General features: G+C 60.5%; 19 protein-coding genes. 2 read left to right on the forward strand and 17 right to left on the reverse strand.

All coding sequences use genetic code 11. From position 1 onward, the window contains the following. Positions 1 to 34: 34 nt before the first annotated feature. Positions 35 to 655 (forward strand): 3'-5' exonuclease, encoded by a 621-nt coding sequence (locus IC234_RS18340; protein WP_190927491.1) that lies wholly within the window; start codon positions 35 to 37, stop codon positions 653 to 655. A 10-nt stretch (positions 656 to 665) separates the two neighbouring features. Next, on the forward strand, positions 666 to 1,526 hold the full coding sequence (locus IC234_RS18345) for a hypothetical protein (protein ID WP_190927493.1): 861 nt from the start codon (positions 666 to 668) through the stop codon (positions 1,524 to 1,526). Here the strand turns inward: IC234_RS18345 and IC234_RS18350 are convergent. The 17 genes from IC234_RS18350 to nrfD all read right to left on the reverse strand — a co-directional run bounded on the left by IC234_RS18350 (position 1,523) and on the right by nrfD (position 22,771). Continuing rightward, on the reverse strand, positions 1,523 to 5,404 hold the full coding sequence (locus IC234_RS18350) for a hypothetical protein (protein WP_190927495.1): 3,882 nt from the start codon (positions 5,402 to 5,404) through the stop codon (positions 1,523 to 1,525). The two genes, IC234_RS18345 and IC234_RS18350, sit on opposite strands and share 4 nt — an antisense overlap. 137 nt (positions 5,405 to 5,541) lie before the next feature. Then, positions 5,542 to 9,411, reverse strand: coding sequence for a sensor histidine kinase (locus IC234_RS21925; protein ID WP_317173410.1), 3,870 nt, complete (start codon positions 9,409 to 9,411; stop codon positions 5,542 to 5,544). 190 nt (positions 9,412 to 9,601) lie between these two features. Next, positions 9,602 to 10,000 carry a DUF983 domain-containing protein gene (locus tag IC234_RS18360; protein ID WP_223827772.1) on the reverse strand — a complete coding sequence of 133 codons (399 nt, stop codon included), beginning with the start codon at positions 9,998 to 10,000 and terminating at the stop codon, positions 9,602 to 9,604. After that, positions 10,000 to 10,260, reverse strand: coding sequence for a hypothetical protein (locus IC234_RS18365; protein WP_190927497.1), 261 nt, complete (start codon positions 10,258 to 10,260; stop codon positions 10,000 to 10,002). Before IC234_RS18365 ends, IC234_RS18360 begins: the two co-directional genes overlap by 1 nt. 49 nt (positions 10,261 to 10,309) lie before the next feature. Further along, positions 10,310 to 10,879 (reverse strand): DUF420 domain-containing protein, encoded by a 570-nt coding sequence (locus tag IC234_RS18370; protein ID WP_190927499.1) that lies wholly within the window; start codon positions 10,877 to 10,879, stop codon positions 10,310 to 10,312. Then, positions 10,863 to 11,537: a thioredoxin domain-containing protein gene (locus IC234_RS18375; protein ID WP_190927501.1), complete on the reverse strand. Its 675-nt coding sequence runs from the start codon at positions 11,535 to 11,537 to the stop codon at positions 10,863 to 10,865. The genes IC234_RS18370 and IC234_RS18375 overlap by 17 nt, the downstream gene beginning before the upstream one ends. Positions 11,538 to 11,540: 3 nt before the next feature. Beyond that, on the reverse strand, positions 11,541 to 11,885 hold the full coding sequence (locus IC234_RS18380; RefSeq protein ID WP_190927503.1) for a cytochrome C oxidase subunit IV family protein: 345 nt from the start codon (positions 11,883 to 11,885) through the stop codon (positions 11,541 to 11,543). 102 nt (positions 11,886 to 11,987) lie between these two features. Continuing rightward, the gene (locus IC234_RS18385) at positions 11,988 to 12,761 is read right to left on the reverse strand and encodes a cytochrome c oxidase subunit 3 (RefSeq protein ID WP_190927505.1); all 774 of its coding nucleotides are present in this window, start codon (positions 12,759 to 12,761) and stop codon (positions 11,988 to 11,990) included. 22 nt (positions 12,762 to 12,783) lie between these two features. Next, positions 12,784 to 13,374, reverse strand: coding sequence for a cytochrome c oxidase subunit 3 (locus IC234_RS18390; RefSeq protein ID WP_190927507.1), 591 nt, complete (start codon positions 13,372 to 13,374; stop codon positions 12,784 to 12,786). 80 nt (positions 13,375 to 13,454) lie between these two features. Next, positions 13,455 to 14,306, reverse strand: a complete 852-nt coding sequence (gene cyoE, locus IC234_RS18395; RefSeq protein WP_190927509.1) for a heme o synthase — start codon at positions 14,304 to 14,306, stop codon at positions 13,455 to 13,457. A gap of 70 nt (positions 14,307 to 14,376) precedes the next feature. Further along, positions 14,377 to 15,459, reverse strand: coding sequence for a COX15/CtaA family protein (locus IC234_RS18400; protein WP_317173415.1), 1,083 nt, complete (start codon positions 15,457 to 15,459; stop codon positions 14,377 to 14,379). Positions 15,460 to 15,603: 144 nt separating this feature from the next. Beyond that, positions 15,604 to 17,487 (reverse strand): cytochrome c oxidase subunit I, encoded by a 1,884-nt coding sequence (locus IC234_RS18405; RefSeq protein ID WP_190927514.1) that lies wholly within the window; start codon positions 17,485 to 17,487, stop codon positions 15,604 to 15,606. A 31-nt stretch (positions 17,488 to 17,518) separates the two neighbouring features. Beyond that, complete coding sequence (locus IC234_RS18410; RefSeq protein ID WP_190927516.1) at positions 17,519 to 18,592, reverse strand: cytochrome c oxidase subunit II; 1,074 nt, start codon at positions 18,590 to 18,592, stop codon at positions 17,519 to 17,521. A 100-nt stretch (positions 18,593 to 18,692) separates the two neighbouring features. Beyond that, on the reverse strand, positions 18,693 to 20,027 hold the full coding sequence (locus IC234_RS18415) for a quinol:cytochrome C oxidoreductase (protein ID WP_223827774.1): 1,335 nt from the start codon (positions 20,025 to 20,027) through the stop codon (positions 18,693 to 18,695). A 2-nt stretch (positions 20,028 to 20,029) separates the two neighbouring features. Next, positions 20,030 to 20,794: a c-type cytochrome gene (locus tag IC234_RS18420; protein ID WP_190927518.1), complete on the reverse strand. Its 765-nt coding sequence runs from the start codon at positions 20,792 to 20,794 to the stop codon at positions 20,030 to 20,032. Beyond that, positions 20,794 to 21,321 (reverse strand): DUF3341 domain-containing protein, encoded by a 528-nt coding sequence (locus tag IC234_RS18425; RefSeq protein ID WP_190927520.1) that lies wholly within the window; start codon positions 21,319 to 21,321, stop codon positions 20,794 to 20,796. The genes IC234_RS18420 and IC234_RS18425 overlap by 1 nt, the downstream gene beginning before the upstream one ends. Continuing rightward, on the reverse strand, positions 21,314 to 22,771 hold the full coding sequence (gene nrfD / locus IC234_RS18430; RefSeq protein WP_223827775.1) for an NrfD/PsrC family molybdoenzyme membrane anchor subunit: 1,458 nt from the start codon (positions 22,769 to 22,771) through the stop codon (positions 21,314 to 21,316). The genes IC234_RS18425 and nrfD overlap by 8 nt, the downstream gene beginning before the upstream one ends. Positions 22,772 to 22,777: the final 6 nt, after the last annotated feature.

The raw sequence follows: 22,777 nt of genomic DNA on the forward strand, positions 1-22,777 counted from the left end.
CTTCTCATTCCTCGTCGCCCCAGTATCTTTCAGCATGAAAGCTGCCATTACCCACGCCCTGGCCAACCTCGATTTCACGGCCATCGACTTCGAAACCGCCAACGAGCACCGGGCCAGCGCCTGCGCCGTGGGCGTGGTGCGGGTGCGCGGCGGCCACATCACGGAGACCTACCAAACGCTGCTGCGGCCGCGCGTGCTGCGCGTGGATTGGCGCAACTACCAGGTGCACGGCATTGCCGAAGAACGCCTGCACGACGCCCCCACCATGGCCGATGTGTGGGCCGACCTGCTGCCCTACCTGCACGAGCAGCCCGTGGTGGCCCACAACTCGGCCTTCGACGTGAGCGTGCTGGAGTACACGCTGCGCGACTTCGACCTGGGCATTCCCTCCTTCCACAGCCTGTGCTCGGTGAAGCTAGCCAAGGTGTGCTGGCCCTTTCTGGAGCGCCACAAGCTCGACCACGTGGCGGGGCATTTCGGCATCCCGCTCAACCACCACGACGCGCTGAGCGACGCGCGGGCCTGCGCCGAAATCACGGTGCGGGCGTTTCAGTCGGGCGTGGCGCTGCCGCTGTGCTACAAGCAGCGCGAGCTCACGGCCGGGCTGGCGGCGCGGGCGGCGAAGATGACGGCCCGAATTGGTGTCAGCGCTTAACCGTTTTCCCATGCGAACCCGCCGTTTTATTTTTGGGACGAGCCTGCTCGTGGCCGCCTCCGGGTGGGTGGGCTGCCAATCTACCAAAACGGACGAACACGCGACGTCCAACGCCTCCGAAAAAGCGGTGTCGGCCACCAGTCTGGCCCAGCAGGTGCTGCCGTTGATTGGCGGGGCGTGGGTGAAGGCCGATTATTTGCAAGCGGTGCAGCAAACCAAGTCGCCGCGGAAAGCCTTCGACCTGGCGGGGCCCGTGTCTGAAATTCTCATCAGCCCGGCCCGCCTCACCGGCGACAGCCTGGTGGCAAGCCTCGGCCTGGGCAACCACGAGGGCAGCGACATGACGGTGTATTTCCGGCCCGGCCGGCACGCCAAGGCCCTGACAACCAACTTCGTTGACTACGAGGTGCCGGGCAGTTTTGCGGAGCTGAGCTACCAGGCAGGGGCCGCTGACACCGCCTTGGCGCTGACTACTTACGCACCGAGCCGCAAGGTCCTTGCCCGGACAACCTACCGACGCGTATCCGGCGCCAGCCTGACGGATTTGGCGGCCCTAAACCGGGCGGTGCGGCAGTTGCTCTTCACGGGCCGTTACGTTGGCACCGATTCCCTGGGCCGTTCTGCGCGCCTGGAGTTCGGGGCCGATGGGAGCCTGAAGGGGCTAAAAGGCTTCCGAACCTACGACGTCAACACCGACTTTATGGGCGTTGACCTCGACCACCTTGTGCTGGATTCGGACACGAAGCACCGCCGCGAAATGAGCTACCGCCACAGCGGCGACACCCTGCGGCTGTACGCCGCGCGCTGGGCAGAAGCCGAGGTGCCCACCCTGGTTCGAGGGCGGTTGCTGTTCACGCTGGTGCGCCGCTAAAACAGCACGGACACTTGCATCCGGCCGGTGTGCACGGTGTTGAGGGTGCTGGCTTTGCGGCCGTCGTAGGCCAGCGTGATGTTGAGGCCGTTGCTGAGGCGCTGCTCCACGTTCAGGCTCCAGGTGAAGTTGCTGCCGGGGCGTAGGGCGTTGAGAATTTCGATGGCCACCACCGAGTTCTGCAGCTCCGGGGGCACGTCAAATCTGACGCTGGTGTAACGCGTCGAGGCCGTGATGGTGCGCTTGTTGACCTGGCTGATGCGGGTTTCGAGGCCCAGCTCGTCGAAGATGCCGGGGTGGGTTTCGGCGGGGGTGGGCACGGGCAGCGTGGGCAGGTCGTCGGTGAGGGTGTTTTGCTTGTGGGTGCGCAGGTAGGTGCCCGTGAAGCGCAGGCTGGGCGAGGGCTGGTAGCTGATTTCGGGCTGCACGCTGTAAATCAGCAGGCGGTAGTTACGGGTGAGCAGGTAGTTGCTGCTGGCCTCGCGGATGTCGCGCGAGCCGATGAGGCGACCCGTGAACGAGGCAGCTAGCGTGCGGCGCAGCAGCAGGCTTTGAGTGCTGAGGTTGCGCAGGTCGCGGCCCTGGGCCAGCAGGGTCTTCTGCTGGGTTTGCTGAAAGGTGAGCTCGGCCCCAAACACCGGGCTCGACCGATTGAAGTACAGCGTATTCCGAAACAGCTGGTTGAAGGCCAGCAGCTGGTCGTCCTCCTTGTCGTAGCTGAAGGGGCTGAGGCGCGAGAGCAGCCGCGGGTCGGTGGTGCGGCGGTCGACGGTGACGCTGGTGAGCGTGGCGAAACGCGACGCCACGGCCTTCCAGCCGCCAGCTTCGCGCCAGCCCCGGGGGGCCGAGGTGGTGAGGCGGTAGCTGAGGCGGTTGGTGAACGCCGTGATGTAGTCGACCGTGGGGATGTAGACCTTGATGTAGGTGCGGTACTGCGCATCGGGCGTTTGCGCTTCAAAAAATTCCTCCTTGTCTTCGCGCAGGTTGCCGTTGAGGTCGCCGGCGTAGTAGTGCGTGCCCTGCCCGGCCGGCACGGCCAGAAAGGAATAGTCGCGCTTGAGCTCCCGGCCGGTGGCCACGCTGTAGTTCAGCTCCGACCGGACCTGGTTTTGCAGCAGGCTGGCGTTGTAGAACACTTGGCCCAGCACCGTGCGGTTGCGCGCCAGGCCCAATGAGTCAAGGTCGCGGTAGGTGGCCAGCAGGCGCACATCCTGGCTTTTGCTCAGGCGCGCGGCCAAGGTGCCCTGCCAGGTTTGGGCCGTGCCGCGGCGCTGCAAGGCGTTCTGCTCGCGGTTGGGGATTTGGTCGCGCCGGTAGCTATAGTCGAGCCGAAACTGCGTGCGAGCCGAGTCGCGGCTTTGTACAAACACGTTGTGCTCGTCGAAGTAGTTGGCCGAGCGAATGGTGTCGGTGGTAGCCGAGCTGACGCGGTTTTTATCGAACCGATACGCGTAGCCCGGCACCACCCGGCCGCCCACGAAACGGCCCGTGGCCTCGCCCCGCGCCCAGTCGGAATGGAAGCGCCCGGCGTCGGAGTTCAGCAAAAACAGCGAGCCGCGCATTTCCAGGTTGCCCACTTTCTGGGCCGCATCGAGCCAGTGCTGCAGGCCGCTCACCTCGCCCGGCCGAAAGCGCCGGCTAAGGCGGTAATTGACGTTGTTGTTGAAATCCTTCCCCGCGCCCACGCTGAAGTTGAAGATGTTGTCCTCGCGGGCCACCGACGTCACGCCGGTGCTCTGCTGGGTGCTGCCGTTGCTCCAGTTGCGCTCAAACTCAATGTCGCGGTAGCGGTCAATCGGCGCAAAGTACTTGCCCGTGTACTCGTAGTCCAGGGTGGAGCGCAGGCGGTAGCCGCGCAGCGCGCTCCCGGCCAGCGCGGCGGGCAGGCGGCGGTCCTGCATCACGTAGCCCACGCGAAAGGCGCCATCCTGGTCGCTGGCCGATGAAAAACGGTTGCGTTCCAGCCGCGAGTGCGCCGCGTCTACGAATACGGTCGTGCTGCTGTCCAGCTGGAAGCTGGCGCCGCCGGTCACCATTTGCTTGCGCAGCGGCGTGGCCACGCGGCGCACAGGCAGGTAGCGGCCGCCGCCGGGGCGCACGTAGGTATACACGGTGCCGTTGGCGCTCCGGAAGCGCGGCTCGTCGCTGCGCTCGTAGTCGCCGTTGCCCTGCCCCACGTCCGAAAACGCCACGTTGTAGGAACCCCGCACGGAGTCCACGGGCGAGTCGACGCCCACATAGGTGAACACGGGCACGCGCCGGCCGCCCACCACGCGTATCTCACGGTGGTACTGCACAATGCGGCGGTTGTAGGCCACCGAGTCGCCGCCGGCCACCTGGGCCACGCCCACGTTGCCGGCCTGCTGCAGCCGGCGCACCAGCGTGGTGTCCTGCAGGTTGATGTTCAGGGCGTTGTTGGGATTATCGGCCTCCTGGTAGAAGTTGCCGTGCACGTTCAGGCGGCCCAGCTGCTGGTAGTGGCTGGCCGTGACGAGCGAGCGGGAGTAGTTCAGGTCCGAATACTCGAAGTCAATCTTAATCCGCGAATTGCGCGTGATGAGGTGGCGCGGCGTAAACGTGACTTCGGCCAGGTTGTAGTCAATCGTGTAGTCGGCGTCGAAACCCCGGGTTTGCAGGCGGCCGTCGAGGTACACCTTCTCCGAATTGGCCAGCACAATGATGTAAGGCTCGCCGTTGGGCCCGCTCAGGCGGTACGGCCCCTGCACGTTGTCGATGGGCGGCAGGTCGATGCTGGCAAACTTGCCCTTGGCCACCCCGCCCGCAATGGCGGTGGAAGAGCGCCACGGCAGGCCCTTGCGCACGCCGCTGGCGCTCACGGTGGCACCGGCCACGGGCGCGGCATCGCCCTGGGGCAGCGGCGGCGCGCCGCCATTGCCGGCCTGCCGGTTGGGGTCGGTGAGCTGCGGCTGGCTGATGGCCGGCGGGTTGAGGGTGGCCGGGGCCGTGGTGTTGCCGAGCCCGGCCGGCAAGCTGCCGTTGGCCAGCTGGCCCGGCTGCCCGTTCAGAGACGTGGCGTTCGACACGCCCTGCGAGGCGCCATAGCCGGACAGGCCCAGAATGGGCGGCCCGAAATTGGCCTCGGCGGCGGCGCCCTGAATGTTTTTGTAGTAGCGCAGGAAGTAGTCGGGCTTGTTGCGCAGCACCACGTCGCCGGCCGTCAGGCTCCAGTTGGGGTTGGTGAGGGTGATGTAGATTTTGTCGAACTGCTGCAACTGCTGGGTGTTGCCCTCGGGCTGGAAGGGCACGTTCTGGTCCGAAATGGCCGCCGTGAGGTTGATGTTCTCGGCCAGCTTGCCTTCGAGCTGCAGGTTCAGCGCCGAGTTCACGAACACGTTCTGCGTATTGCCGAAGCTGATGCCGCGGGCCAGGTTGCCGGTTTTGCTGATGCCCGGCGTGCTCAGAATCTGCTCCTTCACCGAGAAGTCTTCCATGCCCAGCATCGGCTGGCGGAAGCCCAGGCTGTCCATCAGCCCGATGGGCCGCCGGTAGCGCGCCGCCGAGAGGCGCAGCGGCAGCACCCGGTAGCACACCTCCAGCGAGTCGGGCAAGGGCGCGCCGCTGCTGTCGCGCGGCGCCGCCCGCACCCAGCGGAACCGGTCGGTACGGCCGTCGTAGTCCAGCCCGCGCCCGTTGGCCCGCACCGAAGAGGGCACTACCGTCAGCGTATCGGTTAGCGCAAAAAACGTGGTGTCGCGGCCCGACGCCAGGCGCACGTAGCGGCAGCGGCGGGTGCTGGGTGGCGGGGCGTCGGCGGACTTCGGCGTTCTTTCTTGGCCCTGAGCAACTTGTATCAGTAATAATAGCGCCGCAGCGAGCAGGCCCATGAAGGGGAAGCACAAGCGTAAGCGGCGAATCATTCGGTAAAGGTCGGGTTTGGCGGGTAACGCGGGCGGGCAAGCGTTTCGTGCCCGAAAGAGAGTTGCAAAGCGGTGTTCTGGCCCTCTGAAACCCTCATCATTTCGCCGGGCCGTAGCGCATTCAGGGCCTGACAGCGCTACCCCGCCAGCGGCAGTTCGATAAAGAAGTCCGTCCCCTCCCCCACTTCGGTTTCAAACCAGATTTTGCCGCCGGCGCTCTCGATGCCGCGCTTGGCCACGGCTAGGCCGATGCCCGAGCCGGTTTCCTTGGTGGTGAAATTGGGCACAAACACCTTTTCGCGCACTTCTTCTGGAATGCCGGCCCCGTTGTCGCGGATGGCCACGCGCACCTTGCTGCCATTCACCGGCGTCAGCGACACGTCGATGTGGGGCTCGCGGCCTTCGGGCACGGCCTGGCGGGCATTGATGAGCAGGTTGTTGAAGGTGCGCACCAGCAGGCTTTCGTCGGCAAACACCACGTAGCAGCCGGTTTCGGCGTCGGGCGGCAGGTGCAGGTCGAGGGCGCCGTCGCTGGAATCGGGCTGGTGCAGCGCGGCGCAGCGGCGCAGAATGGCGGCCACGTCCAGCCGCTCGGGCCGCATGGTGGGCAGGTTGGTGAAGGTGCTGAAGGAGGTGGCGATGTCGCTCAGCACGTCAATCTGGGTGATGAGCGTTTGCGCAATACGACCAATGAGTTCCTCGGCATTGGCCCGGCGCTCGGCAATGGCTTTCTGCAAGAACTGCAGGCTCAGCTTCATGGGCGTGAGCGGGTTCTTGATTTCGTGCGCCACCTGCCGGGCCATCTCGCGCCAGGCCGCTTCCTTTTCCTGGGCCGCCAGCTCGCGCTTGCTGGCCTCCAGCTTGGTGAGCATGGCGTTGTATTCGCGCACCAGCAGGCCGATTTCATCGTCGGAGCTACGGTAGTCCAGCAGCTCGTTTTCGCCGGTGAGCGTGGTTTGGGTGAGTTTTTCGGTGATGAGCTTGAGCGGCGCCGTGAGCTGCCGCGCCGCCACAAACGCCAGCCCCAAAAACAGCAGGAACATGAGGGTGAAGATGTTCAGAATAGTGGTGAACAGCTCCGTCAGCTTGGTATTCAACTCCTTCTCCGAGTCAAAAAACGGGATGCCCACGTAGCCCAAAATCGGACCGGTCGGCATGGCCATCTCGTCGGCCGACGACCCGTCATCATCGTCGTACAAGGGGTTTCCGGAAGCATCGAGGCCCTTCCGGAGGGCACTGCTCGGCAGCGCATGGCCCGCCAAATCGGTTTCTACCGCTTCTCCCTCCCCGGCCCGCACCGGCAAGTACAGGGCGTTGAATGACAAGGAGCCCGCGCGCTCGGTGAGCAGGGCCCGCGGCCGGTTGCGCTCGCGCAGCGCCACCACGGCCTGCGGATTGAGCAAGGGGCCGAGCAAGCCGGCATCGAAAATGATGGGCTGGCTGCTGGCCAGCAGCTCGCCGTGGGCATCGTACAGGTTGAGGTCGGTTTCGGTGAGCGCCGCCACGTTTTTTGCCAACGCAGTGAGGGTCGGCCGCGCGGTGCTATCCGTCAGCAAATGGCGCTGCCGGCGTAGGCTCTCCAGCGCCAGCTGCCCGCGCCGCTCGTAGGTGCGCGACAGGTCGCGCTTGTACGAGTCAATAAGCTGGCTGGCCGTGGCCACGCTCACCACCACCAGCGGTACCACAATGCCCACGTTGAGCAGCAGCTGGATGCGCGTGCTGAAATTAAGGCGCAGCCTCGGCGCCGCTCGCCCGCGTAGCAGCACGCCCACCCCGCCCACCAGCAGCCAGAAAAACGAGGAGAGCAGGAACTGAAACGAGAAGTTGGCCAGCCAGTCGGCCAGCGAATAGGTGGCCGTCGTCACCACTACGGTGCGGCCCTGCGAGCCCTTCACGGCCAGGTGGTGGTAGCCGCGCCGGCTCACGCCCTGCGCGTACAGGCGCGGCTCCTTCAGCAAGCTGGTGGGCAGGCGGTTGGCGTAGTCAAAGTCGCCCTCGCTGTACACCAAGCGCCCCTGGTTGTAGCCGGCGTAGCTGAGCTCGGTGGCCAAGCCCGGCTGAAAAAAATTCTGGTCCACCAACAACTCCGGTAGCACACTGTAAGAGGTCAGCTTTTTAAGCGTCAGCTCCACCCGCACGGCCCCCAGCGGCAGGCCAATGCCGTTGACCCGCGTGCCGGGCACGGTGATGTAGGCCACGTAGCGCCGCGAGCTGAACGGGTTGGTTGAGTTCACCAGGTACACGCCGCGCTGGTCGGTGGGCGTGGCGTTGCGTTCCAGCTCCGCGCGCGACGTTACCAGCCCCGGCGTGCCCGGCGCGGCCCCCAAGGGGTCGCCGGCCTCGTCGTACAGCGTGATGTTGCTCTCGTATTTGTCGAAATACTCATTCAGGTACTGCCGGGCCACGCGCTGGCGCACCGCCTCCGGCCGGCCAAAAGCCGCCGACAACGAGCGGCGCACGAAGGGGTCGGCCGCGATTTCGCGCATGCGCTCCCCCAGCAAAAACTCGCCCTGCAGGTCGTTATCGATGAGCATGTTGCCGGCCAGCCGCTGCTTGTCCGCCAGCACCTGTTTTTCAAATTGCGCATACAGCGCCAACGCCCCCGTGGCCGACGCCAGCGCCAGCAGCAGCACCACGAGCACCGACGACTGGTAGCTGCCCGTGGTGGGCGCGGCCTGCATGCCCACCGCCCGCACCAGCGAGGCAAACAGCAGCAGCACCGCCCCCAATAGTACCCAGGGCTGCCCCAGGGCCAACCCTACCCCCAGCACCGGCACCGCCAGCAGCGCCGGCCCCAGCAGCAGCGCCCGCCGCGGCACGTGCCGCAGCAAGGCGCCCGTGAGCTGCGTCAGCCCAAAAAAGCCCACCAGCCAGGCGGCCGTGTGCAGCAGCACGGCCAGCGCCAGCAGCAGCCAAAAGCCCGTCACCTTCAAGTGGCGCGACACGTCTAGGCTTAGCTGCGAGCTGCCAAAGGCCGTGGTGTAGTATTCAAACAACAACGCCAACCAGCCGCAAAACGCCAATCCCAGGCCCGCCGCTGCCATTAGTTGGCCCGGCCGGGTGCGCGGCGCACGCACCCGGTCCAGCACGTTCCAATGGCGCCACAGCGCCACTCCCCCAGCGGCTACCAGCAAAGCCAGCAGCGCATTCAGCAGCAAATCGCCAAGGGAAGGAGCCCATGCCGCCGCCGCGTACACGCGCGGGTCGAACAGCGGCAATTCTATAAAAGAATACGGCAGCCCCAGATACAGCAGCGCGCCCCGCAGCGCCGCCAGCGGCAGCAGCAACGCCGCCACGGCCGCCCCTGGCCGACGCGCCCGCCACCATCGCAAGGCCAGCAGCAGCCACCCGCCAGCGTACAGCAGGCTTCCAACGGCCAGCAATGCCAGGGGCACGTACTGCCCGGTGAGCGGATTGGGCTGCAGTCGCTCAATAGAAAACAAGTAGTGTCCGTCGGCGGCTTCGAAGCGTGCCCGGCTGGAGCCGACACTGTCGGCCACCACCTTCAGTTCCATGCCCCGAAACAGGGCTTGTTCGCCGCCTTCCCGCAAATAGCGGTTGGTGATGCGGTATTTCCGCTCCAGCGGCACATACGTGAGGATGGTGAACCGCCCCGCCATGCGCCGCAGCAGCAGAAATTTCCCCACCGGCAACTCTATCAGCCGCTCAGCGCCGGGGCTAGCGGCTTCGGCCTCGGGCCGCAGGGTGGCGTCGGACCAGTAGCGCAGGCTCCCGTTCTCGAGCACGCAGGTCGGGTACGTGGTTTGGGCCAGCAATTGCTGGAAGCTATAACTACCCCTGGGCAGTTGGGCAGCCACGCTGTCGGCCTCGCGGCGCGCGGTGGTTTCGGCGTCGCGCACCAACTGTTGCAGCCGGGCCACGTCGGTGCGCTGCACCACGCTGGGCGCTTGCGCGTAGCGGCTGGCCAGATACCCTCCCACAAAACAGCAGGCCGCGGCCAGCAGCAGCAACCAGGGCAAGCGGCGCTTTGCCTGAACAGCAACCACGGAAGGACCGGTTTGGGTAGAAGTCTGCAACAAAAATGGGCTTAAGAAAGCCGATGCTAGGTTTTCAGGCAAAGAAAGGGCACAGCGCACGCCGGGCCGTAACCTTGGCCGTGGCACCCCGCAAAATCTGCGCCTAATAAAAAAATGCCACCCAAGGGCGGCATTTTACCAATGACTTTTTATCGTTGCTTCAACGCCTCAAAAAACGCGGGTCGAAACCAGTCCCGCCGAATGCATATAGCATCAGCGCCCGTGAGTAGCGAAACAGCAGCGGCGTTACGGCCAGCACCACTGCCCCTACCGCGGTGATGTACACCCACAGCGGTGGGTCGTCGGCCAAGTAATACAGCAAAAACCCAATAGCCAGCAAGATAGCCGTCGAAAAGCCCGAGCTGATGTACATCGCGCCGTAGTAAAAGCCCGGCTCGGGCTCGTATGCCTGGCGGCACACCGGGCAGGCTTCCGGCATGTCCATGAAGTGCGTGCTAAGGGCCGGGCCGGCAAACAAGTCGCCAGTGTGGCAGCGCGGGCACCGCAACTTCAGCAGCGCCAGCGGCGTCGAGGCAATGGCGCGCTGCGCTTGCGGCATCAGGCCTTGGCTGCCTTCGTTTTGGGGTGCGTGCGCCGGTACCAGAAGTAGCCCACGGCGCCCATCAGGATGTAAGGCACGGTCATCATGTACACAATGCCTTTGTTGAGGCCGGCCACGTCGTAGTCGTCGCGCTCCTGCTTGGCCGCCGCCACCTGCGACTTGCACATCACGCACTGCGCCTGTGCGCCCAACGGCGCCAGGCTCAACAACACACCCAGCAACAGGGCAAAAGCGGCGAGGAAGAAAGTCTTTTTCATAATCAGATGAACACAGGGGCTAGAGCAAAGTTTCCCGCAGCCCCTTGGCTTAGGTATAATACGGCGAAATCATGAAGTAAACGACCACGCCCGTCACCGACACGTACAGCCACACCGGAAACGTCCAGCGCGCAATGCGCTTGTGCTTGGTGTACTGCCCCGTGAGGGCAAAGTAGAGGGTGAACAGCACCAGTCCCACTGTCACCACGGCCAGGCTGATGTGGGTGAGCAGCAGAAAGAAATATACCAGTCGAATGGTGCCCACGCCGCCAAAGTGCGTGCTGGCTACCTGCGAGTGGTAGGCCACGTACGACAGCAGAAACACTGCTCCCAGCGCGAAGGCCGTGCCCATCATGGCGCGGTGCTTCAGCACATCGTTTTGACGGATGAAGTAGTAGCCCGCCAGCAGGCACACGGCCGTGAGCGAGTTGAGCACCGCGTTGAGGGCCGGCAGAAACTTCACCTGCGCCCCGGGAATGCGGAACGTGTCGGGGAAATAATACAGAATGGCTACCAGCAGCGGCACCACCGCTCCCAATGTGCCCAAAATGATTTTGTAGCGCGTGTAGTCGCCGGGTTCCAGCACCGGGGGGTGCAATTGCTCAGTAGGGGTGTTCATAATCGTAAAGCTGCACGGTGATTTCCGTGAGTAATCGGTCAATTTCGCGGCCGTCGGTACCATCGTAGATACCGCGCACGCGCCGCTGACTGTCAACCAGTAACAGCCGGCCGGCCGGGATGTTGGCAGTATACACCGCGCCGGGCAGGCGGTGCGGGTCGGAAGTCAGCCGATATTCCCGGAAAGTCAGGCGGTTGAGCGTATCAGCCGGGCCGGTCAGAAAAAACCACTTGCCCGCAATAGTGCCATATTGTTCGGCCAACCGCGTCAGGGCGGCCGCTTTGCCGGCTTCGGCACTGAGGACGAAAGTTACCAAGCGCACACGCGGCTCATGCCGGAACTTCTCCTGTACGCGGAGCAATTGCCGCGCCACGCGGACACTGGCGGCATCGGAGTCATAAAACTGGGCAATGTAAATGCCTTGGCTGAGCTCTTGGCTGCTCACCACGCGCCCCGTTGACGCGGGAAGTTGAAAGGGTGCTATCTGGTGGAAAACAGTATCGCGCCGCCACTTCCCGCCAACCTGCGTGGAATCCACGCGGTCGGGCAGGTAAGTGGGCAGCGCGTAACGGTTGGTGCCGAAGCTGAACAGGAACAGAAAAGCCAGTACCGGCACTAATAGCAGCAGCCCCAGCAAAAGGGTTTGGCGGGGCCGCATCCGCTATTTGAACATGTTTTGCAACACTTCGCCGATGAACGAGCCCTCGGTTATCAGAGCCACCAGCAGCCACACCAGCAATGCTACCGGAATCAGAATCGTCCAAATCAGGCCTTTGGTTTCGTGCTTCAAGTGCATGAACTCGGCCACGATGAAGAAGGCCTTCATGATGGTGAGCACAATAAAAATGCTGTTGCGGAGGGTGCTCGGGTGCATCAGGAACACGAAGACGAACTCGATGGCGGTGATGCCCACCAGCACGAAGAAAGTCTTCCAAATCCAGCCGGTGTTCGGTTTGGCGATTTCGCCGGGAGCGAGCGTGTGCTCAGTAGTTGCGTGGGAAGCCATTTTTTAGGGAATTAATAATTAAGAATTTGTAATTAAGAATTTCTGCATGCACAGCACTAAGGCTGTCATTTATTGATTCTTAATTATTAATTATCAATTAGATTAAACGAGGTAGAAGAAGGTGAACACAAACACCCACACAAGGTCCACAAAGTGCCAGTAGAGGCCGATTTTCTCCACCATTTCGTAGTGGCCGCGCTTTTCAAACGTGCCGTTGGTGGTGGCAATGAAACACCAAATGAGCAGGCAGACGCCCGAAAACACGTGGGTGCCGTGGAAGCCCGTGATGAAGAAGAACAGGTCGGCAAAGAGAACCGGGCCGTATTGGTTCATGGCGAGGTTGGCGCCGTGGAACACCGTACCGTCGGCCATCATGGTGCCTTCGGGCGTGCCATGGATGAAGTGGCTCCACTCCCAGGCCTGGCTCAGCAGAAAGGTGCTGCCGAACAGGATGGTCCACAACAGCCACTTCTGCACATCGGCTTTGTCCATGCGGTGGCCGGCCTCAACAGCTAGCACCATGGTTACGGAGCTGAAAATGAGAATCATCGTCATCAACGCCACGAAGCCCAGCGGCACGTTGGCGTGGCCTAAGCCCGGGAAAGCGTTGAACACATGGTCCGGAATCGGCCACCACCGCGTGCTGAACACAAACTCTTTGGCTTCGCCGGTGAAAACTTCGTGCTTATGGCGAATCATGCCATAAGTGGTGAGGAAAGCGGCAAAGGTGAATGCGTCAGAAAGCAGGAAGAACCACATCATCAGCTTGCCGTAGCTCGCCTTGAAGGGTTCGTTGCCGCCATCCCAGTTGCCGGTGCGCGGGGCGTCTTGGGTAGCGGGTGCAGTGGGCGACTGCAAAGTGGTCGATTGGGCCATAGCGGACAGCGTAAACGTCGTTTTAGTGGTTCAAAAGTAAGAACAAATACAGGTACAGCCAAAGTCCGCCCAGGAAGTGCCAGTACAAGGTAGCGTTGCCAATAGAGAGCATGGCGCGCGAATGCACTTGATAGTTAAGGGCTCGGCGAAGCACGACGGCCACAAAAACAAGCCCCGTAATCAGGTGAAAAGCGTGCACGCCCATGAGCACGTATACGAACGAACCCGACGGATTGGCGTCGGCGCCGCCGAAATAGGTGTTCCCGGCCACCAGGTCGCCGAAGCTCATGTACTGGCCCACCAAGAACGCCAGGCCCAACGCCAGGGTGATGCCCAGGCCGGTTTTGAGGCGCCCGATTTCGTCTTTACGCGCTGAGGCATAGGCCCACTGCATGCTGGCACTGCTCAGCGCAATGAGGACAGAATTGATGAGCAGCGACACGGGCAGGTCGAACTCGCGCCAGTTGCCTTCGTCGCGGCGCACAATGTAACCGCTGGTGAAAGCCGCAAACATCATCACAATGCTGAAAATGAGCAAGATGAGCACCACACGCTTGGGGTGCCATCCTAGGCCAACTTCCTTTTCAGACAACAGTTCCGGTTGAGGATTCATGGGATAAGTAATTAATTCGTTATCAGCTTTCCAAAGCAATAACTGCTTGCTCTCGGTGCTACCTTAGTAACAGCAAAACGCTAGATTTTGTCCAGCACCAAGGCAATTTGTACGATGGGTAGGTACAAAAAAGAGGCAAACATGATGCGCAAGGCGGCCTTGCGCGATTGGGTGCGCATGAGCTGCACCGTAAGCAGCAAAAACAGCACCCCACACACCACCGCCACCAGCGCCGAGATGCGCCCCGAAATGTTGAATTCCAGCGGCAGCAAGCTCAATGGGATAAGCAGCAGCGTGTAGGTCATGATTTGGAAGGCCGTGCGCAGGTCGCGGTTGCCTGGGGAGGGCAGCATCTTGAAGCCGGCCCGTTTGTAGTCGTCATCGGCCACCCAGGCAATGGCCCAGAAATGCGGAAACTGCCACATAAACTGGATGCCGAACAACACCCACGCCTCTACCCCGATGTAGCCCGTGGCCGCCACCCAGCCAATAAGCGGCGGCAACCCACCCGGAATTGCCCCCACGGCTACGCAAATGGGCGAAATCGTCTTGAGCGGCGTGTAGATAAAGCCGTAGAGAATGAGCGACAGCAGCGACAGCGCAGCTGTCAGCGGATTGAAGCAATACGCCAGCAGTCCCAGTCCGGCCACGCCTAGCAGCACGCAAAACACCCAGGCCTCGGCTGGCGTGATGATGCCCAGCGGCAGCGGGCGCTTGGCCGTGCGGGTCATCAGCTTGTCGAGTTCCCGCTCGTGAATCTGGTTGATGATATTGGCCGAGCCCGTGACGAGCAGGCCGCCCAGCATCACCAGCTGGGCCTGGCCCCAGTTAAAATCGTGCGCGCCCAGCATGTACCCAATCGCACTGGAAAACGCCACCGTGAGCGAAAGCCGGAACTTGAGCAGCTGAAAATAGGCGCGGGCCTTAAGCATCAATACCTTTTCTAATTAGTGCGCTCGGCAGACATACCAACGACGGCTGCCTGCCAAACGGGCCGCAAAGTTACGCAACAACCGGCCGGGCGGCATCCGATGGCGCAATAGTTTCTGGGGCTTTGCGCGCATGGGCCACCGCCAGCAGCGTCAGAAACTGCACGCCAAATAGCACCGTCGCCAATGTGAGGTGCACCGGCTGCACCGCCGCCGGCAGCGCAAACGACGCCAGCACGAAGCCCGCCACTATTTCCAGGCCTATCATGCCCAGCGTGGCCAGCACCAGCCGCCGCAGGCGCACCTGCCTGAACTGCCACAGTTCGAATCCCACGTACACATTCAGCAGCAGCACCGCCGCCGATACCGTGCGGTGTAGCGTGAAGACGCTGCCCAGCTTAGCTATCCAGTTCTCGCGTCCTGCGTAGCCCGCTGCTGCCGATACCACATCCACTTGTTCCCGAACTTGGGTGCCCAGTATGATTTGCCAGAAAGTAAGCAGCAACGCGGCCCATAGCCATACCTGCAGCCCCACGCCCGGCACGACTGAAGTCCCCGGGGCCGTGGCGGCCGGCGTCCATTCGTAGCTAGCCCCCTCCCCTGCCCGGCCAATGCGGGCGCGGTCCACGGCGTAAAGAAGCAGCGCCACAATCACCAATGCCAGAGCCATGTGAATGGTCACCATTACCGGAAGCAGATTGGTTGATACCACCAGCGACCCGAGGTAGCCCTGCACCCCTGTGAGCAGGAATGAAGCCAGCGCCAGCCAGAAAATGGTTCGGTCGCGCTTCCAATAGGGCAGCGCAAACAGGACCGTTAGGAAAACAAAGACACCAATCAGCGCACCGAGCAGCCGGTTTACATACTCAATCCAAGTCTTAACAGCGTTGAAATCAGTTTCAATGTACTGAGTAGGGTGTGCAAAAATGCTTCCTGCTACCTGAGAAAACCCCAATCGCTGCAGCGTACGGGCCAACTTCTGGTTCTTGGCCACACGCTGCGCGGTGTAGATTTCTTTGTAATTGGGCGGTAGCTGGCTGGCTTGGGTGGGTGGTACCCAACTGCCGAAGCATTTGGGCCAGTCCGGGCAGCCCATGCCGCTGCCGGTGCTGCGCACCACACCGCCAACCAATATCAACAAATACACGGCCACCACCGTCAGCAACCCAACGAACCGAAAGCGACGCACGGCTGGGCTTATCGACCAATTATTCATTACAACGGAATCGTTAAAAAGGGTGACAACAAAACGGGCCGCCGGTGAGGCGGCCCGCTTCGGGACTTTATTAACTTAACCAAACTACTCGGCCATGTCCTGCTCGTAGGGCAGGTTCGACGAATGCGTTTGCGAGTACGGCACGTTCTGGGGGATGAAATCCACTTCCGAACCAGGCTTGCTGTAGTCGTAAGGCCAGCGATACACGGCGGGAATTTCGCCGGGCCAGTTGCCGTGGCCGGGCTCGATGGGCGTGGTCCACTCCAGCGTGGTCGAGTTCCAGGGGTTCTGGGTGGCCCGACGGCCGCGGAAGATGCTGTAAAAGAAGTTGAAGATGAAGATGAACTGACCCAGGAAGGCGATGATGGCCGCAATCGAGATGAACTTGTTTAGGTCAGCGAATTGCGAGAAGGCATCAAAACCAGTCCAGGCGTAGTAGCGGCGGGGGAAGCCGGCGATACCAACGTAGTGCATCGGCATGAACACCAAGTACACACCCACGAAAGTCAACCAGAAGTGGATATAGCCCAGCTTCTCGTCCATCATGCGGCCGAACATCTTGGGGAACCAGTGGTACACCCCGGCGAACAGGCCGAAGAATGCCGAGCTACCCATTACCAAGTGGAAGTGAGCCACCACGAAGTAAGTGTTGTGCATCTGAATATCCAGCGTGGCGTTGCCGAGTATGATACCCGTCAGACCACCCGAGATGAACAGCGACACGAAGCCGATGGCAAACAGCATCGCAGCCGTGAAGCGGATGTTGCCACGCCACAGCGTGGCCAGCCAGTTGAATACCTTCACGCCCGAAGGCACGGCAATAATCAGCGTTAGGAACATGAACACCGAACCGAGGAAGGGGTTCATGCCGGTCACAAACATGTGGTGAGCCCACACGACGAACGACAGCAGCGAGATGCCAATCAGCGAACCAATCATGGCGCGGTAGCCGAAGATGGGCTTGCGAGCGTTGGTTGCCAGAACTTCCGACACCATGCCCATGGCGGGCATGATAACGATGTATACTTCGGGGTGGCCCAGGAACCAGAACAAGTGCTGGAACAACACCGGCGAACCGCCTTGGTTGCTCAGTGCCTGTCCGGCGATGTAGATATCCGACAGGAAGAAAGAAGTGCCAAACGAGCGGTCAAAAATCAGCAGCAACGCGGCTGAGAAAAGAACCGGGAACGACAGGATACCCAGGATAGCAGTCAGGAAGAAAGCCCAAATGGTGAGCGGCAGCTTGCTCATGCTCATGCCACGGGTACGCAGGTTGATAACCGTCGTCACGTAGTTAACACCACCCAGCAGCTGCGACACGATGAACAGCGCCATCGACACGAGCCACATCGTCATGCCTGCACCCGAGCCCGGAATGGCTTGTGGCAGCGCCGACAACGGCGGGTAGATTGTCCAACCAGCAGCAGCCGGGCCCGTCTCAATAAACAGCGACGAGAACATTACGATGCTCGAAAGGAAGAAGAACCAGTACGAAAGCATATTCATGAAGCCCGAAGCCATGTCGCGGGCGCCCACTTGCAGCGGAATCAGGAAGTTTGAGAACGTACCCGACAGACCAGCCGTCAGCACGAAGAACACCATGATGGTACCGTGCATGGTCACCAGCGCGAGGTAGAACTCCGGGTTCAGCTTGCCGGCCTGAATCCACTTGCCGAGGAAGGGCGTAAGCCACTCCATCGAGCCTTCGGGCCAGCCCAGCTGCAGACGGAACAAGCTGGAGAGCGTACCCCCCAAAATGGCCCAAATCATGCCCGTAATCAGGAATTGCTTAGCAATTACCTTGTGGTCTTGGCTGAAAACGTACTTCCACAGCCAATGCTGGTCATGATGCTCATGGTGATGGTCATCGTGCAGCAAATGGTCGTCGTGCTCGGTAGCAGGAACCGGAGCGGAACCAATGCCACCTTGCGCCTCAACGCTGGGTGAAAGATTAGGCTTAGGTGTCATGTCTGACATAGCGGGATACCGTTAAATTGTATTAGTAAGAAGCAGCCAGTGGAGCGGGAGCCGTTTCGGCAGCTTCGGGCTGGGCAGCTACAGGAGCAACCAGCGTTTTAGCTTTCTGTTTGGAAGCAGCCATTACTTCCGGGTTTTTCTCGGAAAAAGACTGCTGAGCAGCGTACCAGTTCTGGTAATCGTCCGGCTCGTCCACAATCAGCGTAGCTTTCATGGCGAAGTGGCTGCCACCGCACACCTGGTTGCAAGCCAGTTCGTAGTTGAACTTGGGGTTGCCCAGTTTGGCGCGCATCTCGTCGGTCGACATCGTCGGCGTAAACCAGAAGCGGGTCGGCATGCCCGGCACGGCATACATCTGCACCCGGAAGTGCGGCATGTATACGGCGTGCAGCACATCGCGCGAACGAATCTTAATCAGCACCGGCACGCCCTTGGGCACGTGAATCTCGTTGGTGGTAAAATCGTCGAGTGCCGACTTATCGCTGAGGTCGAAACCCCATTCGTTCACGGCATCAATCAGACGGTAGTTTACCACGCCCAGCTTCATGTCGCGGCCAGGGTAACGCACCAGCCAGTTAAACTGCTTGCCCATTACTTCAACCACCACCGAGTTTTTGGGAGCGGGGCCGGTGATACGGGTCCAAGCTTTCCAGCCGGCAAAGATGAGCGCGGCCATTACGATGGCCGGAATCACCGTCCAAATTACTTCAATCTTGTTGTTGTGGGCGAAGAAGTATGCCCGGCGGCCTTCCTTGTGCTGATACTTATAAGAGTAGACAAACAGCAAGGTTTGGGTTATCAGGAAAGCAATGCCGATTACGGTCATCGTCGTCCAGAACATGCGCTCCATTTGGTGGCCGTGCACCGAAGCAATGGGCGGGTTCATCTTGTTAAAATTCTCAACAAACGAGTAGGCAAACCACGCACCGCCTACCACCAGAAAAACCAGCATAAGAATAGCATTTACGCTATTGCTCATGCCAATGTCACGGGTAAAGGTACCCGAGAAAATAGAAGTCAGAATCTGCAAGCGAAACAGCAGGCCGAACACGACCAACAGCAACACCAACACCAGCAAAATGGTAAGAGCAGTCATTTTTTAGATATTAGAGTCGAGAGCTTAGAGCTTAGAACCCGCCGCAGCTCAAACAGGAAACGTCTGAGTTCTGAGTTCTAAATTCTCAGTTCTAAAAGAATTAAGTAGTGTGGTGAATGCTTTCGTCCAGGAAGGGGTGGTTGACCGGCACGAGCGAAGCCGAAGCCAGGCGCCGCGTGAACAGAATCAGGAAAGCACCCAGGAAAATGGCAGCGATACCAATCTCAATCAAGAACCCGCTTTCAGCCTTCAAAGTTGCCGGCATGAACATCAAATAAAAGTCTGACCAGTGACCCGCCAGAATGGCGATGCAGACAATCTTCATGATAATCATCTGACGCTTTGCGTCGCGCGTCATTAAGCCCAGGAAAGGGAACACAAAGTTGATGAGCAGATTGAAGTAGAAGATGCCGGTATAGTGACCTTCGAACCCACCGAGGCGCTGGTTGTAGTACACCGCTTCTTCGGGCAGGTTGGCGTACCAAATCAGCATGAACTGTGCGAACCACACGTAGGTCCAGAAAATGCTGAAGCCAAACATCAGCTTGCCCAAGTCGTGCAGGTGGTTAGAAGTCAGAGCGCGTAGGTAGCCGGCTTGCTTCAGGAAGATGGCCGTGAGGGCAATGGCAGCAATGCCCGATACCCACCACGAAGCGAAGACGTACCAGCCGAACATGGTGCTAAACCAGTGCGTGTCAACCGACATCACCCAGTCCCAAGCCGACATCGACGAAGTCACAGCGTAGAGCACCAGGAACAAAGCCGAAGCATTGATGCTCTTGTGGAACCATACTGTGCCACCCAACTGGTCTTCGGCCAGCGACAGCTGACGCAGCTTGTAGCTGAAGAAAGCCCAGATGGCGAGGTAGACAATGGTACGGATGAGGTAGAAAGGCAGGTTGAGGAAACCGCTCTTGCCGGCGATGATGGCGTCGTAGTTGGGGTTGCCCTTCTCCATGATGCCTTCGTGCGTCCAGTGGAAGATATCGTGGCGACCAACGAGGAATACCACGAGCATAATTACCGCACCCGGGATAATCCAGGCACTGAGGGCCTCCGAAATGCGCTTCACCATTACCGACCAACCCGCGTAGGCTACGTAGTTGATGGCCATGAATACCGTGCCGATGGTGGAAACACCGAGGAAAAACACGTTGCTATGCCACAGGCTAACAATGATGCGTTTTACCACCGTGGAGCTGCCTTCGTGTTCCAGCGAGGCGCCGGCACCGTGTCCAGCCGAAGCGCCCAGGTGACCTGCTGTCTCACCAGCAGCAGCGTGTTCCTCAGCGCCCCAGCCCATCACCTGAGCCAAAATGCCAAGAATCAATATCACCACACCGGCGACAATGATGGTAATAAAAGTCTTACGGGCGCCATCCGTTACAACGAGCTGTTCAGCCGTGGCGCTTTCTTGATGCGTCAGAGTTGCCATAGTTATTTGTTGCCGGGGGTGTGGGTGACGCCGGAACCGTTGGGCGAGACGGTGCCGCCTTGGCCGGGAGTTTCAGAACCTTTACCGGCCTGCGCCTCTCCTACCGGGCCCTGGTTGGCACGGTCAGTCATTTCAGTTGAGTCGTTTGCAGTGGAAGTCGGGCCTTTGGCTACCAGTTTGCTCAGAGCATCCGGGCCTTCGCCGCGCTGCAGCACGCGCACGTACATGGCAATTTTCCAACGCTCCTCAGGATTCACAATGGAGCCGTGCGGCATCATGCGGTTGCGGCCCCACTGGATGACGTGGTAGATGTGCCCATCGTTCATCGTCTTGTAAGCGCCCGCCGAATAGTTCGGCACACCCTTAAACTTCAGACCCACCGGGCCCTGGCCGTCGCCGGCTTCACCATGGCAGTGCGAGCAGATGCGGGTATACAGCACCTTACCCTCTTCCAGATTGGCTTTGGTGTAAGGATACGGATTGCGAAGACGACGCTCGGCAACGCCCACGCTGTCCTTCGGAATGTGGTCGTAGTAGCTCAGCTTGCCGCGCGGAATGGTGCCGTTGGCCGGCGTCCGCTCGTTGATGCCAAACGAGTTGACCGTGTTGAAGTTAGTTTGCTTCAGGGGTTCGTACGGGATGGACTCGTACATCTCCGGTGCGTATTCCACACCGGGGTCGTCAGCCCGGTTAGAACAGGCCGAGGCCAGCCCCAGGGACAGCAGCAGCGCCGAAACGCGCAGGCTCAGGTTCAGCGGATGCGTCATTAGTTTTTGCTCATTTCTTTTTGGTTGACTTCCGATGCGCCGTTGTCGCGCAGCAGCTGGGTCAGCCGAGAAAACTGCGAACCGGTTTCATCCAGCTCGATGGCCATTACGAATTTGTCGTCGGTGGCCCGTACATCCATCACGTGGGTTTTGAAGCGCGGGTACAAGCCGGTGATGGTGAAGAAGGTCAACGCCATGCCGTGGCAGGTGAAGAACACCGTCAATTCGAAAGCTACCGGGATGAAAGCAGGCAGCGAGATGTGTGGCTTGCCGCCGATAATCATCGGCCAATCGAAACCCAGCATATAAATCTGCATCCACAGCGCAAACGACAGACCCGTGAGGCCGAAGAAGAATGCGGCAATGGGCAAACGCGACCGTTCAATGCCGAGGGCATCGTCGATGCCGTGCACCGGATACGGCGAGAATACGTCGTAGATTTTTACGCCGGCCGCGCGCACGTTTTCAACGGCGTGCAGTAGCACATCTTCGTCTTCGAAGATACCGAGGGCGAATTGCTTAGTCATGCTTGGTATAGGTTACGGGAGCCGACGCCGGTACTCCGTGAGTAGCAGGGTGAACAGGGGCATGGTGCACGGCTTTCGACGGGTTGTAAGTCGGGCCGTTGTCCACGGTGTACTTCAGGATGGTTTTCACTTCGGCCATGTTAATCACCGGGAAGAACTTGGCGAAGAGCAAGAACAGCGTGAAGAACAAGCCCAGCGTACCCAGGTACAGACCGATGTCGATAATCGAGGGCGAGAACATGGCCCAGCTCGATGGTAGGTAGTCGCGGTGCAGCGAGGTCACGATGATTACGAAGCGCTCGAACCACATACCGATATTCACGATGATGGAGAGCACGAAGGTCAGCGGAATGCTGTAGCGCACGCGGCGCAGCCACACCAGTTGGGGCGTAATCACGTTGCAAGTCATCATCGAAGCGTAGGCCCACCAGTAGGGACCGGTAGCACGGTTGATGAAGGCGTACTGTTCGAACTCTACCTGCGAATACCAGGCAATGAAAAACTCAGTGATGTACGCCACACCCACGATGGAGCCGGTTACCATCATGATTTTGTTCATCAGCGCGATGTGCTCCAGCGTGATGTAGTCTTCGAGTCGGAACACCACGCGGGTAATCAGCATCAGCGTGAGCACCATGGCGAAGCCCGAGAAGATAGCACCGGCCACGAAGTAGGGCGGGAAGATGGTGGTGTGCCAGCCCGGCACAACCGAGGTAGCAAAGTCCATGGATACGATGGTGTGTACCGAGAGTACCAGCGGGGTAGAAACACCAGCCAGAATCAGCGAAACCGTTTCATAACGCGACCAAGCCTTGGCCGAACCTTTCCAGCCGAAGCTCAGCATCGAATAGCTGAAGCGGGCAATGGGGCCTTTAGCACGGTCACGAATCGAAGCGAAGTCGGGAATTAGGCCGATGTACCAGAACACCAGCGACACGGTGAAATACGTCGAGATGGCGAACACGTCCCAGAGCAGCGGCGAGTTGAAGTTGGCCCACAGCGAACCCAGCGTGTTTTGCAGCGGGAACACGTAGAAAGCCAGCCACGGACGGCCCATGTGCAACACCGGGAACATGGCGGCACAGATTACGGCGAAGATGGTCATGGCTTCGGCGGCCCGGTTGATGGAGCTCCGCCACTTCTGACGGAACAGCAGCAACACGGCCGAAATCAGGGTGCCGGCGTGGCCGATGCCCACCCACCACACGAAGTTGGTGATGTCCCAGGCCCAGTTGATGGTTTTGTTCAGGCCCCACTCCCCGATGCCGTACCATACGGTGCGGTATACGGAGTAGAAGAACACCCCCAGGAAGAACAGCGCCACGCTCAGGGCAGCCATCCAACGCAGGTTGGGCTTGGCTTCTACCTGGTAGCAGATGTCTTGCGTGACGTCGTGTAACGTCTTACCGCCGGTTACGAGCGGCTCGCGTAAGGCTGATACGTGCTGCATAGTGGT

It is taken from the genome of Hymenobacter armeniacus, assembly GCF_014699055.1.
GTDB lineage: Bacteria > Bacteroidota > Bacteroidia > Cytophagales > Hymenobacteraceae > Hymenobacter > Hymenobacter armeniacus.

Bases quoted from the DNA above. Each gene is read 5' to 3' on its own strand.
- IC234_RS18340 (WP_190927491.1), top strand. From the start codon at position 35: ATGAAAGCTGCCATTACCCACGCCCTGGCCAACCTCGATTTCACGGCC.
- nrfD (WP_223827775.1), bottom strand. From the start codon at position 22,771: ATGCAGCACGTATCAGCCTTACGCGAGCCGCTCGTAACCGGCGGTAAG.
- IC234_RS18380 (WP_190927503.1), bottom strand. From the start codon at position 11,885: ATGGCTTCCCACGCAACTACTGAGCACACGCTCGCTCCCGGCGAAATC.
- IC234_RS18350 (WP_190927495.1), bottom strand. From the start codon at position 5,404: ATGATTCGCCGCTTACGCTTGTGCTTCCCCTTCATGGGCCTGCTCGCT.
- IC234_RS18385 (WP_190927505.1), bottom strand. From the start codon at position 12,761: ATGGCCCAATCGACCACTTTGCAGTCGCCCACTGCACCCGCTACCCAA.
- IC234_RS18390 (WP_190927507.1), bottom strand. From the start codon at position 13,374: ATGAATCCTCAACCGGAACTGTTGTCTGAAAAGGAAGTTGGCCTAGGA.
- IC234_RS18375 (WP_190927501.1), bottom strand. From the start codon at position 11,537: ATGCGGCCCCGCCAAACCCTTTTGCTGGGGCTGCTGCTATTAGTGCCG.
- IC234_RS18360 (WP_223827772.1), bottom strand. From the start codon at position 10,000: ATGCCGCAAGCGCAGCGCGCCATTGCCTCGACGCCGCTGGCGCTGCTG.
- IC234_RS18420 (WP_190927518.1), bottom strand. From the start codon at position 20,794: ATGACGCATCCGCTGAACCTGAGCCTGCGCGTTTCGGCGCTGCTGCTG.
- IC234_RS18365 (WP_190927497.1), bottom strand. From the start codon at position 10,260: ATGAAAAAGACTTTCTTCCTCGCCGCTTTTGCCCTGTTGCTGGGTGTG.
- IC234_RS18370 (WP_190927499.1), bottom strand. From the start codon at position 10,879: ATGAACACCCCTACTGAGCAATTGCACCCCCCGGTGCTGGAACCCGGC.
- IC234_RS18410 (WP_190927516.1), bottom strand. From the start codon at position 18,592: ATGACTGCTCTTACCATTTTGCTGGTGTTGGTGTTGCTGTTGGTCGTG.
- IC234_RS18415 (WP_223827774.1), bottom strand. From the start codon at position 20,027: ATGGCAACTCTGACGCATCAAGAAAGCGCCACGGCTGAACAGCTCGTT.
- IC234_RS18345 (WP_190927493.1), top strand. From the start codon at position 666: ATGCGAACCCGCCGTTTTATTTTTGGGACGAGCCTGCTCGTGGCCGCC.
- IC234_RS18405 (WP_190927514.1), bottom strand. From the start codon at position 17,487: ATGACACCTAAGCCTAATCTTTCACCCAGCGTTGAGGCGCAAGGTGGC.
- cyoE (WP_190927509.1), bottom strand. From the start codon at position 14,306: ATGCTTAAGGCCCGCGCCTATTTTCAGCTGCTCAAGTTCCGGCTTTCG.
- IC234_RS18425 (WP_190927520.1), bottom strand. From the start codon at position 21,321: ATGACTAAGCAATTCGCCCTCGGTATCTTCGAAGACGAAGATGTGCTA.